This window comes from Pedobacter sp. ASV28, assembly GCF_016428855.1.
Taxonomy (GTDB): Bacteria; Bacteroidota; Bacteroidia; order Sphingobacteriales; family Sphingobacteriaceae; genus Pedobacter.
Genome location: NZ_JAELTN010000004.1, coordinates 118,697 through 134,202 on the forward strand (window position 1 = coordinate 118,697; position 15,506 = coordinate 134,202).

The 15,506-nt window shown below is 38.3% G+C and carries 12 protein-coding genes; 3 read left to right on the forward strand and 9 right to left on the reverse strand.

All coding sequences use genetic code 11. The features are described 5' to 3' along the window. Positions 1-17 precede the first annotated feature (17 nt). The 3 genes from JHD79_RS02650 to JHD79_RS02660 all read right to left on the reverse strand — a co-directional run bounded on the left by JHD79_RS02650 (position 18) and on the right by JHD79_RS02660 (position 2,499). Positions 18-716: an ABC transporter ATP-binding protein gene (locus JHD79_RS02650; protein WP_199117542.1), complete on the reverse strand. Its 699-nt coding sequence runs from the start codon at positions 714-716 to the stop codon at positions 18-20. Between the two features lie 125 nt (positions 717-841). Next, a complete protein-coding gene (locus JHD79_RS02655; protein WP_199117543.1) occupies positions 842-1,234 on the reverse strand; it encodes a hypothetical protein in 393 nt (130 codons plus the stop codon). Between the two features lie 20 nt (positions 1,235-1,254). Continuing rightward, positions 1,255-2,499: an efflux RND transporter periplasmic adaptor subunit gene (locus tag JHD79_RS02660; RefSeq protein ID WP_199117544.1), complete on the reverse strand. Its 1,245-nt coding sequence runs from the start codon at positions 2,497-2,499 to the stop codon at positions 1,255-1,257. Positions 2,500-2,765: 266 nt separating this feature from the next. Between JHD79_RS02660 and JHD79_RS02665 the strand changes: the two genes are divergently transcribed. Next, positions 2,766-4,136, forward strand: coding sequence for a sigma-54 dependent transcriptional regulator (locus JHD79_RS02665; protein ID WP_199117545.1), 1,371 nt, complete (start codon positions 2,766-2,768; stop codon positions 4,134-4,136). 32 nt (positions 4,137-4,168) lie between these two features. After that, positions 4,169-5,527 (forward strand): PAS domain-containing sensor histidine kinase, encoded by a 1,359-nt coding sequence (locus JHD79_RS02670; RefSeq protein ID WP_199117546.1) that lies wholly within the window; start codon positions 4,169-4,171, stop codon positions 5,525-5,527. Positions 5,528-5,537: 10 nt separating this feature from the next. On the opposite strand, the gene JHD79_RS02675 is transcribed toward JHD79_RS02670, so the two are convergent. Then, entirely contained in the window at positions 5,538-6,149 is a 612-nt protein-coding gene (locus tag JHD79_RS02675) for a CDP-alcohol phosphatidyltransferase family protein (protein ID WP_199117547.1), read from the reverse strand. Positions 6,150-6,355: 206 nt separating this feature from the next. Here JHD79_RS02675 and JHD79_RS02680 point away from each other — a divergent pair, with 206 nt between their 5' ends. Then, complete coding sequence (locus JHD79_RS02680; protein ID WP_199117548.1) at positions 6,356-8,539, forward strand: bifunctional alpha,alpha-trehalose-phosphate synthase (UDP-forming)/trehalose-phosphatase; 2,184 nt, start codon at positions 6,356-6,358, stop codon at positions 8,537-8,539. 62 nt (positions 8,540-8,601) lie between these two features. On the opposite strand, the gene JHD79_RS02685 is transcribed toward JHD79_RS02680, so the two are convergent. The 5 genes from JHD79_RS02685 to JHD79_RS02705 form a co-directional block, all read right to left on the reverse strand. After that, positions 8,602-10,386: a glycoside hydrolase family 15 protein gene (locus JHD79_RS02685; protein ID WP_199117549.1), complete on the reverse strand. Its 1,785-nt coding sequence runs from the start codon at positions 10,384-10,386 to the stop codon at positions 8,602-8,604. A gap of 199 nt (positions 10,387-10,585) precedes the next feature. Beyond that, positions 10,586-11,854, reverse strand: a complete 1,269-nt coding sequence (locus tag JHD79_RS02690) for a glucose-1-phosphate adenylyltransferase (RefSeq protein WP_199117550.1) — start codon at positions 11,852-11,854, stop codon at positions 10,586-10,588. A gap of 12 nt (positions 11,855-11,866) precedes the next feature. Further along, positions 11,867-13,273 carry a glycogen synthase gene (locus tag JHD79_RS02695; RefSeq protein ID WP_199117551.1) on the reverse strand — a complete coding sequence of 469 codons (1,407 nt, stop codon included), beginning with the start codon at positions 13,271-13,273 and terminating at the stop codon, positions 11,867-11,869. A 293-nt stretch (positions 13,274-13,566) separates the two neighbouring features. After that, positions 13,567-14,364, reverse strand: coding sequence for a uroporphyrinogen-III C-methyltransferase (gene cobA / locus JHD79_RS02700; RefSeq protein ID WP_199117552.1), 798 nt, complete (start codon positions 14,362-14,364; stop codon positions 13,567-13,569). A gap of 261 nt (positions 14,365-14,625) precedes the next feature. Continuing rightward, a partial coding sequence (locus JHD79_RS02705; protein ID WP_199117553.1) for a pyridoxal-phosphate dependent enzyme occupies positions 14,626-15,506 on the reverse strand: 881 nt, incomplete at its 5' end.

Below are 15,506 nucleotides of genomic sequence, written 5' to 3' on the forward strand. Positions count from 1 at the left end.
TTGCAGGTGCTTTAGTATTATATAAGCTCTTCTGTTCTTCCTTTGTTAATTTTTTCAGAAATCACATGGCCGTCCTTAAGGTTAATGATCCTGTTGGAAAAACTGGCATCATGACTGGAGTGGGTAACCATGACTATGGTTGTTCCTTGCTCGTTAAGTTCGCAAAGCAGCTCCATCACTTCGTTACCATGTGTACTGTCCAGATTTCCCGTAGGCTCATCAGCCAGTACCAACTTGGGTTTGGTAACCAGTGCCCTTGCCACGGCCACACGCTGCTGCTGCCCACCGGAAAGCTGTTGGGGAAAGTGTCCGCTCCGGTTTACAATATTCATTCTACCGATGATATCATTCACTAATTTTTTACGTTCGGAGGCGGGAATTTTATTGTAGATCAACGGCAATTCTATATTTTCAAATACAGTAAGTTCATCTATCAAATTAAAATTCTGGAATACGAACCCCATATGTTTCTTACGAAAGTTGCTGCGTTCCTTATCTTTTAGGCTCAACAGTTCTATACCCAAAAACTGATAGCTGCCACTTTCGGGCTTATCCAAAAGCCCCATTACATTCAGCAATGTAGACTTACCACATCCCGATGGTCCCATAATCGATACAAACTCTCCTTCCCGGATTTGAAAATTAATGCCATTCAAAGCAGTAGTCTCTATTTCTTCGGTTTTATAGACTTTTTCCAGATTTTCTATTTTGATCATAATTTTAAATATCAAGCATTAAATACGATAGTTATTTTTCATTTCCATCCTTTAAGATGGTAAATTGGCCGCTCTGATCAACGCACCTGATACAGAGCTTAACCAACCTAATTCTTTGGGCTATGTTACTTTAAAGTTAATACTACCTTTTTATCTTCTCCTTTTTTTAGCTCGATGTCAAATTCTTTCTGGCCTAGCTTTTGGTGATATAACTTAAAAGTATATAAACCTGGTTCCACCATAATATCTTGTGGTTTCTGTTCCAAAGTTAAGTTAACCTGCAACTCGTTCTTTCTGGTAAAAGTTAATTTTTGCAAACTACCTATGTCGCCAATTACGCTAAAAGAAACATGCGGCTTTTCATTTTTGCCAACTTTAACTAACGTAGAACTTATTTCCATTTGATAAGTTATTCCATTTTTGCTATCTCTCCATACGGAATGGTTATTTTCACGATTTTGTGCAAAGGCAAAATTAACGGCGATACTCAGCAATGTTGTAATTATGATTTTTTTCATTTGTGATAGGTATATTTTTATTATTTATTAATTTCTATAATATCATACTGGTTAAATTGATCATAAGAGGAAGTAATTACCTCTTCATTTTTCTGCAAGCCTTCTATCACTTCGTAATACAGGTAGTTTTTACGACCAATTTTCACATTTCTTTTGGTTGCTTTTCCATTCTCGATCACAAAAACCCAATTTCCACCCGTACTTTGGAAAAACTGACCTTGTGCCAACAGAAGCGATTTACTATTATCAGACAGTGTTAATTTAACCTGCATGGAAAGCCCTCTACGTAATTCATCGGGCGATTTGTCTTCAAAAACCATCTCTATTTGAAATTGTCCAGCCGTTACTTCGGGAATAACCTTGCTCACTGTAAGTTTGTAGTTTTTACCATTAAACTCACATTGCGCCGTTTGACCTTCTTTCACCCTATTAACATAATATTCATCTACTCCGGCCTGTAGCTTATAACCTTTAAGCACATCAATTTTTCCCAGCATTTCATTTGCACTGTAAGATTTACCAATTACTGGATCATAGGATGAAAGGCGACCAGATACAGGTGCTTTAATCGTCATATTTTCTATGTTTTGACGAATGGTCTGTAAGCTCTCATTCATTCTTGAAATGGAGGTTTCTATTTGCTGTAATTGCATCACCCTACTTTGATTTTCTTGGGCAATAGCCTGTTTTAGCAATGTTTTTCTACCTTGATAATATTCGTAATCCTGGCTGGAAGTATTAAATTCTTCTCTGGTAATTACTTTTTTGGAAAACAAAGTGCTATCTATTTTATACTTACGGGTAGCTGTCCTTAAACTATTTTCAATATCCATCATGTCTTGCCGCATTATCCTCTGATTTTGTTCCAAGTCAAGCCTTAGCTTACGTAATTGGTTAATCTGTTCGGTAATACTTGTTTCACTTGCCGTATAGCTAGATAGGGCATTCGGATTGGCTATCTTCAACAATGGTGTTCCTGCCACTACCGAAGCCCCGTTCTCTGTAAATATCTGTGCTACCGTACCGCCTTCTGGAGAACTCACAATAACCGAAGTTAAGGGAACCACACTGGCATTCAACAATACCACATCCTCAAAATCGCCATACCCCACTTTATTAATGGTTAACTTGTCGGCATCTACCCTGTACACCTTATTTAACGACAAACTATATCCATAACCAACTATGGCCACAAAGGCTACCAAACCCAAAATGATCAGTATCGTTTTTCTATTGAATTTCTTTTTTTGTATAATCTTATCCATCGAATTTTATCAGCATACAATCCCTTATGCCAAGTTTGTGCCAAGCACACCAATAAAAATTAAACAACTGATTATAAGTAATTTAATTTAAAAAACAAAAATTAAATGTCCGATAACGAACAGTAGATGTACACCATCGAACAGTTTCGCTTATTTTTGAAATCACAAATCACCTGGTGTCATTATTCGTATCTTGATTTCTAGCTTACGGAAATTTCAATTAAACAGGTGCTTTTTTGAGCAAGATAATGATGACATAAAAAGCCATGAAAGACTCCAATATTTTAATTATTGATGATGATGACGACATCCTTTTAAGTGCCAGGTTGTTCTTAAAACAACATTTCAACAAAGTACTTACCTGTAAAACACCAAGGGAGCTCAATGTATTATTGAGCCAAAATGAAATCGACATCATTTTGTTGGATATGAATTACCAGAAGGGTGCAAGCGATGGCCGTGAAGGACTATATTGGCTGGAACATATCCTTTCTATAGACAAAGACTATATTGTTATACTCATGACAGCCTTTGGTCATGTAGAACTCGCTGTGCAGGCCATTAAGAAAGGAGCCACAGATTTTATATTGAAGCCTTGGGAAAATGAGAAACTTTTTGCCACCTTATCTGCAGCAACTAAACTTCGATTATCGAACAAAAAAGTTAAAAAGCTCGAAAAAATCCATACCTCTATTCAAGGTGACCTGGCCAGGAAATTTGAAAATCTAATAGGCGAAAGCGATCATATACAATATCTGCAAAAAACTTTGACCAAAGTTGCCCCTACCGACGCCAATGTATTAATATTAGGTGAAAATGGAACAGGAAAGCAGGTTTTTGCCTATGAACTACATAAACTTTCTTTAAGAAGAAATCAATTGTTTATGCATGTAGATCTAGGCTCATTACATGAAAACCTATTTGAAAGTGAACTTTTCGGCTATGCCAAAGGAGCCTTTACCGATGCCAAAGAAGATAAACCCGGCAGGTTTGAAATGGCCGATGGCGGTACCATATTCTTAGATGAAATTGGCAATTTGTCCCTGCCTTTACAAGCCAAGTTATTAACCGTTCTACAGAACAGGACAATTACCCGTTTGGGAGAAAGCAGAGAGAGAAAGATAAATGTTCGCCTGATTACGGCTACCAATATGCCCTTGGAAGAAATGGTGAACAAAGGCACTTTTAGGCAGGATCTATTGTTCAGAATCAACACGGTTGAACTACTTTTGCCGCCATTACGTTCTAGGGGCAACGACATCTTATTATTGGCCCATTATTTCCTGCAATCTTTTGTAGGCAAATATCATAAGAACATAAAAGGAATAAGCGCCAAAGCTCAACAAGCCCTATTAAATTACCAATGGCCTGGCAATGTTCGTGAACTGCAACATGTATTAGAAAGAGCCGTTATCATGTCAGACGATCTGGAAGTTCAGGAGGACGACTTGCAATTATCCCCCCAGAAATTTGGTAGTAAGCCCGTGCTGCAAGATGATATTCCCTTAGACGAGATGGAAAAAATGATGGTAAATAAGGCCATTGAAAAACATAAGGGTAATATATCTAGGGCTGCAGCAGATCTGGGCCTGACCAGGGCTGCCCTATATAGAAGAATAGAAAAATTTGGTTTATAAAGGTCAATTATTAAATGTAAAGCGCTAAGCCAATGTTCTATCAAAGATTTACCTTCCGTTTAATATCACGCCTATTGGTCATTAATCTATTGACCATATTACTCGTGTATTTAATTCGATATACCACCTTATGGTTTACCATTACAGGATTAAGTATAGTACTCGTTGCGCTCCTTATTTCCCTTTATTTATACATCAATCAAATTAGGGAAGACATTAAACGTTTTATCCTTGCGGTAAAAACTCGTGACCATACCCTCAATTTTAAAAATAAGGCTACAAAAGGAAGTTTTCCCGAACTTTATGAGTCCTTTAATGAGATTATTCAGGTACATAAAGATATCCAGTTGGAACAAGATGCCATTTTTCAGCTCATCAAAACCATACTGGAACAAGTACCCGTTGGCGTAATTGTGGTGAAGAAGAATAAGGTAGAACCTCCAAAATCAGAGATTTCCTTTTTTAACCTTGCGGCAAGCAACCTGCTAAATGTTCCCTCCTATAGCTATTGGAATCGTTTCCAAGAACATCTTCCCTACTTTGCCAATGAAATTGAAAAAATACAAAATGGTGGAAAACGTTTTCTGGAAATTAAAATTCAAGAAAAACAGATACAACTTTCTATCGAATTAAGACCGATAAACCTTTATGGTTCTGATTATAACATCATTTCTTTTCAGAATATTAAAGATGAGATAGAGCAAAAGGAAACCGAGGCCTGGAATAGGCTAATCGGCGTAATTTCGCATGAAATTCTAAATTCCATTACCCCAATCAGCTCATTATCTGCTACCGTTAACCAAATGATCGAACAAAAGGATCATCTTAATAGCGAAGACCTAGAAGACTTAAAGCCTGCACTTCAAACCATAAAAAGACGATCGGAAGGTTTATTAGATTTTGTAAAGGACTATAGACTTATTGCAGAATTACCTACCCCAAACTTGGAAACGCACAGTGTTGGTGAAATCCTGCAACACATCAAAGTGCTTATGCAACCTATGGTAACCGCCAACCACGTTAACTTTCAGGTGATGCAAACTGCCTCAAAAATATCGCTACAGGTTGATTTTAAACTGATTGAACAAGCTTTGATCAACTTAATTACCAATAGCATTTATGCGTTAGAGGGCATTGTCCAGCCACTGATCGAAATTTCCTATCATCTAGAACCCAACAAAGTATACCTCAATGTAAGCGATAATGGTAAGGGCATAGATAAAGATAGTTTAGAAAAAATATTCGTACCTTTTTACACTACACGTAAAAATGGGTCTGGAATAGGGCTAACCATTACCCGAAATATTATGAAAATGCACAAGGGAGGATTAGAAGTTTCCTCTACTCCCTTTCAGCGTACCATCTTTTCTTTAATTTTTGATTATGCCTAAACCATAACCTTTACGACGAAGATCGACTATTTAGATAAGTACTTTTCTTAAACTGGATTCCCTTTCTTATTAAAATGGCATGATAAAAGCTGGGAATGTCATGGGTCCATTTAGGTAAGATCAGCATAATTAAAATCACATCAAGTTGAGATATTATTCCTATCACAATACAACTCTTCAACATCCATCCACCATAGGCAAAACCCAGTATACTGGAAAAAGTGGCCAACAAGGTAAGGCCCCACAGTTTTGAAACAAAAGCATGGGTACAAGTTTCCTTCTTGAACTTTAGTAGGCTAATGGTATAGCATAAAGCTTCCATGATCAGCAATGAAATGATGCCGATAAAATTCTGTTCAATTAAACCGGGATAGATCACATAACAGCTCCAGGCAATACTTAGCCAGAAAACAAGATCGGTTTGGCTATCCAACCTCCGCATTTTTTCGGTATCGATCTTCATTTTTCTGGCAATAATTCCATCAAAAATATCAGAAAATAACCCCAGGCACATTAGCACCAGTATGAGAGCGGTTCCTTTTTCTTCCATTAAATAGGAAATAGTCAATATGACTGGCGCCAACAAAAACCTAAATAAAATTAATAGATAAGGGATACTCATATTATTTATTTAATAAGGCTTTCTCAAGATAGGAAAAAAACTTACGCTTTTTTCCCATGTATTAAAGAAAAGACCATCACATAAAATCATATTCTGGGTAATTTATTTTAACTTCTACTTGATCATTTCAATGTATTTAAAATAGAAAATACAAACAAAATCGGGCTAAAATGCCTTTATTAAGCAAGTTCCTTTAATTAAAAAGCATGAGTAAGACAATTATTATTTCGAATAGGCTCCCCGTTAAGATTACAGAACAAGATGGAAATTATACGCTCACGTCAAGCGAAGGTGGCTTAGCTACCGGATTGGGCGATGTTTATAGTAGCGACCATATGCTTTGGGTGGGCTGGCCAGGCCTAGAAATCCCCGAAGAACGCCAAAAAGAGGTAACAGCACAGCTTGCCAAGCTAAATCTCGTTCCCATTTTCCTATCGCAAGAAGAGATCAACCTTTTCTACGAGGGTTTTTCCAATGAGGTGTTATGGCCCGTTTTCCATTACCTGGTCACCTATGCCCGTTTTGAACAGACTTACTGGGACTGCTACCAGAGTGTAAACCAAAAATTTGCAGACGTTGCCCAAAAATCATTTATGGATGGGGATAAAATATGGGTGCAGGATTATCAATTGTTATGCCTACCTGCCATGCTCAGACGGCAACTCGAAAAAGCTACCATCGGTTTCTTTCAACATATTCCATTCCCTTCTTTTGAAATTTTTAGGCTTATCCCCTGGCGGGACAAGCTTATAGAAGGCATACTGGGTGCAGATTTAATTGGTTTTCATACCTATGATGATGTTCGGCACTTTTTGAGCACGGCAGCGAGGTTAACACCGGTATATTTTTCGGCCAATATCATTTCAAGTAACGATAGGCAAATCATTGTAGAACCTTTCCCAATGGGAATAGATTTTAATAAATTTGAAAACCTGCCTTTAGAAACAGAGGTCATTGAGGAAATCAATAAGCTTAAAAACAAAAAGAGAGATAAAATCATCCTTTCCATAGATAGGTTAGATTACAGTAAAGGTATTTTGGAACGCTTACGTTCTTTTGAGCTATTATTACAGCTTTATCCCGACTACATTGGCAAAATATCCTTGTTTATGGTGGTAGTTCCCTCTAGAGATACAGTTCCCCAATACAAAGAGCTTAAAGAGCAAATCGATCAGTTGGTAGGCAATATCAATGCCCAATATCGTACCATGGACTGGATACCGATCAATTATTTTTATCGCTCATTTCCCGTGCAAACCCTGTCGGCCATGTACAGCATTGCCGATATTTGTTTAGTTACCCCCATGCGTGATGGGATGAACTTGGTGAGCAAGGAATATGTAGCCAGCCGTAGGGATGATACCGGTGTACTGATCTTAAGTGAAATGGCAGGTGCCTCGAAAGAACTAAATGATGCCATTATTGTGAACCCCAACAACATTGGCGACATTATGAATGCCATTGTACTGGGCCTTAACATGTCTATTGAGGAACAGCAGAGGCGAATGAAGAGCATGAGAGCCTTAGTGAGCAAGTTCAATGTAAGCAGATGGGTCAACAACTTTCTAACCAGAATGGATGAAGCTAAGTTCATGCAACATTCCCTAAAAACAAAGCATGCGGTCAACAAAGTAAACCAAGGTATCATCAGCCGCTATATGACCACTAAAAACCGTGTCATCTTTTTAGATTATGATGGTACCCTGGTTGGTTTTAAAGCAAATATTGACGATGCAAGTCCAGACGAGGAATTGCTCATCCTATTAGAAGAATTGACGAATGATCCCTTGAATACCGTAGTAATCATTAGCGGGCGCAAGCACGAAACACTAAACCATTGGTTTGCCCACCTAAAGGTGGATATGATCGCTGAACATGGTGCCTGGCAGAAAAAAAATGGCACTGAATGGCAGGCACTTCCTTTGCTTAGTGGGCAATGGAAACAAGAAATCGAAACCATTTTGAACACTTATACTGATAGGACACCTGGTTCATTCATTGAAGATAAAAGCTTTTCATTGGTATGGCATTACCGTAAAGTAGAAGATGGCCTTGGTGAGCTGAGGGCAAACGAGATCGTTAATAATCTACGTGTACTGGCTGCAGATAAAGGCCTACAGATTATGCCAGGAAACAAGGTAATAGAATTTAGAAACATGGAGGTGAATAAAGGCAAAGCGGCTTTAAATTGGCTAAATGATCATGATTTTATTTTGGCCATGGGAGATGACCATACCGATGAAGATATATTTAAGGCCTTACCTTCCAACGCCATTACCATTAAAGTTGGCAGCAACCTTTCAGAAGCCAAATTCTATTTAAACGATCATTCTGAGGTACGGAAATTACTATGGTCTATTATCAAGGAAGAAGCTATTATTATTCAATAATGCTATAAACACCCAGTTTAAACCTCGTAAGTTTTAAAAACCTACGAGGTTTATATTATATACTATAGAAAAACAGGCCGATCTAATTTCATCGCAATACGATAAGCAGCATTCATTAAGCCAACATGGCTATAGGCCTGAGGGAAATTGCCCCATTGGCTTCCTGTCCTTGCATCTACATCTTCGCTGAACAACAACAAATGGTTACAGTATTGAATAATATGCTCAAATGCCTTAATTGCTTCTTCTACCCTACCTACACAAGCAAGCGCTTCTACATACCAAAAAGCACAGATAAGAAAAGTAGTTTTAGGCTTTCCAAAATCATCTTCATGTAAGTATCGATAAAATAAGCCATCTTCTGTTCTCAGCTCCTTTTCCAGACCAATAAGGTGATCTTTGGCCTTTTGCGAAGCAGGATCTAGATAATTCATCATAATAAGCTGTAAAGTACTGGCATCAAGATATTTGCTACCTACCGCATGGGTGTATACTTTTCGCTCGGGGTCATAACAAGCTTCAATATAGGCTGCTGCTTTATCAATCAATACTTTGGCCCGCTCTTCCAAGCCTTTATTTTCAATGGTTTTAGCCATTTTAAAAGCGGCATTTGCACCTGCCCACTGAAAGAGATTACTGTAGCAATGTATATTGGCTATATTTCTAAACTCCCATATCCCTGCATCTTTTTCATCAATTGTCATCTCTATTTTTTCCAATACACTTTCTATCCACCTCACTGAATCGCCGCGCTCCGAAAAAACGAAGCGATGATCCGTATAAAGGGGTAGCATAGAAATCAACACTTGACCATTAATATCATTCTGAATATGCTCATATGCCTGGTTTCCTATCCGAATGGGTTTCTCTCCAAGATATCCTTCCAAATGATCTAATATTTGCTCTGTAATCTGCCTTTTTCCTGTTATACCATATAATGGCTGATAACGTTTATCACTAGCAAAAGTAATATCAGATATGTAGTTAAAATATTTCTCCATCTCTTCAAAATGGCCAATATGGTTTAAAGAAGTCAACACATAATACGAATCCCTAAGCCAACAGTAACGATAGTCCCAGTTTCGCGTACTTCCTGGCGATTCTGGCAAGCTGGTGGTACTTGCCGCTATAATTGCTCCTGTATCTTCATACTGGTGTATCTTTAAAACCAGGGCCGAACGAATAACATAAGGCTGATAAAAACCCGCTATAGAGGAGTGCTTGATCCACAAACGCCAATAAGCTATCGTTTCCCTTAAAAACTGCTCTACCGTAGCCACAATAGGCGCTTCAAGATGATAGCCATAAGTAAAAATAAGGTACTTTGTATCGTTTAATACGAAGTCCTGTTCATCCGTAATGTAACTTAAAGACACATTGGTGGTTAAACGCATATTTTCTTCTCCGCCCAAATAGTCTATATGGTTACTCCCTATGGCAACCTTCATTTCATTTTCCCCGTAATCATACACTGGTTTGCAGCTTATCCTTATCCTAGGACTACCTTTCAGTGGTTCGATCTTACGAACCAACATCAAAGGCTTGAAATAACGTTCATACAAATGAAACCTGGGAGCAAAGTCTGTAATGCGATAACTGCCGTCATCTGCCGTTATTTCTGTACGCAGTACATTTGTATTTTCTATATAATATTGATGGGAATGGTAATCGGTAGTAGGCAAAATGGCACATTTACCTCCTTTTTGCTCATCGAGCATACTACCAAAAACAAAGGAGCTATCGAATTTTGGCCAACAAAGCCAGCTAATATTTGTATCTTTATGAATATGAGCAATATAGGAGCAGTTCCCTATAATTCCGGTTTGATATAAGTGTGTTTCTGCCATAAATTCTTTTAAAATGTTCTTTATAAACAACACAAAAAAGCAAGTATGGTTTAAAAAACGCCAAATTCAATAAAAACAGATTAACTAACCGTGCTATAATAATCCCCACATTTGGTGTTAAACACCTGTATATCGTATGGGGGATGTCAAAATAGACACTTACACATCCCCAATATCATTTATATCATACAAATTGGATCTATATTTCGGTACCGTTCGCTACAATTGCACTTTTTTTCACGACCACAATGCCATCTTTAACTGCATAGAAACCAAAATCACCATCCTGCAAATGTGAGCCACCATTAATTTTAACATCATTTCCTATGCAACAATTTTTATCTACTATGGCATTATTGATAAAACACCTGTCGCCAATACCTATCAAAGGTCTGCCCGCATCCGTTTCGGCTTGGATTTCCTCTAAGTTTTGATACCGGTCACTTCCCATAATATAGGCATTGGTTATGACCGTACCCTTTCCTATCCTCGAGCGTATGCCCAATACCGCATGTTCTACCTTACTGGCATGAATAATACAGCCTTCGGCAATTACCGTTTTATTCATGGTAGTGCCCGAAATCTTAGATGGGGGTAGCATCCTTGCTCTGGTAAAAATAGCATGGGTACTGTCGAACATATTAAACTTGGGGATATCATCGGTCAGGCCCAGATTGGCGTCAAAGAAAGAAGATATATTTCCTATATCTGTCCAATAGCCTTCATACTGGTAACTTAATACACGGTTCGACTCGATAGCCCTAGGTAATATTTCTTTCCCAAAGTCTTTTTCTTCTGGGTTTTCATTTAAAATACGAATTAGAAAATCGCGGTTAAACACATAAATTCCCATTGAAGCCAAAAAATTCCGTCCTTCTGCCTGCATCTCTGCCCCTGTGTCAGAAACCCAATCTTCTAATCCCATTTTAGGTTTTTCGATAAAGGAAGTGATCATATTTTCCTCATTGGTTTTAAGAATGCCAAAATCTGTTGCATCTTTTGCATTCACCGGGATGGTAGCAATAGATATTTCCGCTTCTTTCTCAATGTGTGCCTTGATCATCTCCTGAAAATCCATTTGATAAAGCTGGTCACCAGATAAGATCAATATATAATCAAACTCATGATTAACAATATGATGCATGCACTGCCTAACGGCATCTGCAGTCCCCTGAAACCAACCTGCATTTTCTACGGTCTGTTCAGCTGCCAATATATCTACAAAAGCCTTTGAAAAATGGCTGAAATGATAGGTATTTTTGATGTGCTTGTTTAATGACGCCGAATTGAACTGGGTGAGCACAAACATCCGATGGATACCCGAATTTAAGCAGTTCGAAATGGGAATATCAACCAATCTGTATTTTCCCGCAATTGGCACTGCTGGCTTGGAACGTGTTTGTGTAAGTGGCGACAGTCTGGATCCTTGGCCACCGCCTAAGATTACGCCTAATACTTTATCGATCATATCTTATATGTTTTACATTTGGTATAAGTCTATATATGCCTGTGCCGCTTTATCCCAAGAATGGTCTAACGACATGATATATTTTTTAATTTCCTTTACTTTTTTCTGGTCTTTGTAAAGCGCATAGGCCCTTCCTATAGAATAGCTTACATCCCAAACGCTACTCTGGTCATGGCATATGCCAAAACCACCATCTCCAATATCTATAACCGTATCTTTTAATCCACCTATTCGTCTTACAATAGGTATGGTACCATAACGCAGGGCATACATTTGGTTCAGGCCACAAGGCTCTACCCTTGAAGGCATCAACAGGAAATCTGCCCCTGCATATATTTTATGGGATAATTGTTCATTATATCCAATATACGCATTGTATTTCCCCTGATAGTGGTATGTTATTTCATTTAACCGATCTTCTACATGGGGATCTCCGGAACCCAGCACCAAAATATTAATTTCGCCATCACTTTGTTGTAGTACATTGTAAAAGATATCTGGTAATAAATCTGCACCTTTTTCACCTACCAAACGACCTATGAACGTGAAGAGTGGTTTTTCGACATCTAGGTTAAAAACACGACAAAGTTCTTCTTTGTTTGCCCTTTTACCGCTTTCTATGGTCCTAGAATTGTAGTTTTTACCTAGCATACTGTCTCTCAAAGGGTTCCAAACCTCCACATCAATACCATTCAATATCCCTACAGACTTCCCTCTTTCCTGTGAAAGTAGGCTTTCCAAGCCATTGGCGGCATAACTTATTTCTTCCAAATAACTTGGCGATACGGTAGTGACCCGCCATGCACATTTAATAGCCGCAGCCAAAGGATTAATAGCATTCCCCCAATCCAGCTTGCTGGTATGAATTAGATCGAAAGCAGGAAGGTAGTGTAGCTTGTCCCAACCAAACTGGCCCTGATATTGGGCATTATGAATGGTTAAGACTGTTGGGATTTGGTTAAGATGCCGATATTGAAAGCAATTACCCAACATAAATGGAATTAGACCAGTATGGTGATCATGTACATGAATTACATCAGGTCGATGTTCCCACTGTGCCATCCAATCCAATGCAGTAATTTGAAAGGCCAAAAATCTTTCCGTATCATCTCCATATCCATAAACACCATCGCGGTCAAATAAACCCGCTATGTGCACCAAGAATAGGTCGAAGCCCAGTTTATTGGTCTTTTCCCTGAAAATTCGAGCTTGATAATTGGTAGAGCCCAGCCTGACCCAACCATCATATACCACTTCGAAATCATTCTCGTGTAGAAATTTAGTGTTGTAGGCAGGCATCACTACCTTAGCCACATGACCCAATTTGTTCTGATATTTGGGCAAGGCGCCTACCACATCGCCCAGTCCCCCCACTTTTGCAACGGGATAGCATTCTGCACTAAGATGTATGATCTCCATAAATGATATTCGGATAGAAATTGTTTTAAATTAGGCAAATGATCGAGTATTGCAAACTTTTTAGTCCAAATTATTTTGCAGAATGTCTAAATTTCGCCCATTAAACGAAAAATCACTATATAATGACTTTTACCATCCAATAAAATACCGTAATCAACTAGGGCTTGGTATAGAAGGTCAGCATATTCAAATAAAATTTGAACTATTTCCAGCAGCCATAAAACGAAAAAGCTGGGCAGAAAGCCCAGCTAATCACAACCAAACAAAAATATTACTTTGAAGTAATAAGATCTTTAATATTCTTCTTGCGCCATAATGGCATAAAATTCGTGTATGGAATTAAATTGCGGATGTAGAGACACCACATTTCCGAACACCAATAATGCTGGCGAACTTAATTTCTTTTCTTCAATAAGCTCTTCAATGGTATCCACTATGCCCACTACCACATTTTCTTCTGTTGAGGAACCATTTTCTATGACTGCAACAGGCAGGCTAGATTTGCCTTCTGCTTTAAATATAGAAGCTATTTCTTTTATTTTTTCAATCCCCATTAATACAACGATCGTTGCATTTGATTTTGCAGCCACATACAAATCTGGAGAAATTTCCCCCTGAGCATTAGTACCCGTAACTACCCAAAAGCTTTCACTTAAATTACTATATACCATTGGGATTTTTTGAAGTCCCGGTACTCCTAACGCACTCGATACGCCAGGTACGATTTCAGTTGGGATGCTGTATGATTCTGCTACATCTATCTCTTCATATCCACGGGCAAACACAAAAGGATCTCCGCTTTTCAACCTTACCACATGGCCGTAGTTCAAGGCATAATCGATCATTAATTTGTTGACAATTTTTTGAGAAAAAGATTCGTCATCAGAACGTTTGCCCACATATACTTTAATGGCATTTTCCGGTGCATAGTTTAATAATGCCTCATTCACTAGGGCATCATACAAAACCACATTTGCAGTCTTTAATGCCTTTACTCCTTTCAAGGTTAATAAATCTGGATCGCCAGGGCCTGCGCCTACCAAGGTAATTTTGGGTTCAACGGTATGTCGTTCTACTTTTTCTAAGATCATTGCCTAATGTTTTAATCAACAACAATACAAAAATATATAAATTCTACAGATTTAGTAGTCTTTATTTAAATAAATTTACAATATATTGATTTACAGCACTATAAAATTAAAAAACCGAGGTAATACCCATATGCTTCACTTGTTCTCAACTTGATGGATATACCAGTGCATACATAGCATTGGGTATCTTGATGATAAACTAGGCTATAGATGGGTGAAATACCTACCTATAGCCTATTCAAATCTTCCTTATTTTTCAGGTTATCCTTTTATCGCATTAATGATATCATATTGGGTAATGATGTCAAACCTACCATCTTCCAGTTCGACCAATACCGCGCTATTCTCTTTGGTAATTAACGAGGATAAACGATCGATAGAAGTATTGAGGTCTACGAATGGGAAAGTAGGGCTCATGATCGATTCTATGCTAGAAGATTTTAAGCTTGGGTTTTCCAGTAAGGCCGTTAGAATATCTCCTTCAGCCAATTTACCTACCAGCATACCTTTTTGCGTTACAGGAATCTGCGAAATATTCAAGGTATTCATGGTGTTAATGGCTTCAGAAATGGTCTTTTCACAATCTATGGTAACGATATCGGCAGCCTCTTTTTTAGCCAGAATTGTACGTGCTGTTAGCTTTTCATCCTTTAGGAATCCCCGCTCCCGCAACCAGTCTTCATTATACATTTTGCCCATGTACCTACTTCCATGATCATGGAAGATAATCACCACCACATCTTCTGGTTTTAATTGGTCTTTAAGCTGCAACAAACCTGCCACAGCCGATCCGGCCGAGTTACCTACAAATATACCTTCCTGACGACAGATTTCCCTTGTCATCAGGGCTGCATCCTTGTCCGTTACTTTTTCAAAAAGATCGATGATGTCAAAATTCACATTGGCAGGTAGGAAATCTTCACCTATCCCTTCGGTGATATAGGGATAAATCTCATTTTTATCAAAGATACCCGTTTCCTTATATTTCTTAAATACCGATCCATAGGTATCAATTCCCCACACCTTAATATTTGGATTTTTTTCCTTAAGGTATTTTCCGGTACCAGAAATGGTACCACCAGTACCCACACCTACTACCAAGCTGTCTCTTATACACATCTCCGAGCCCACGAGACCTGCGT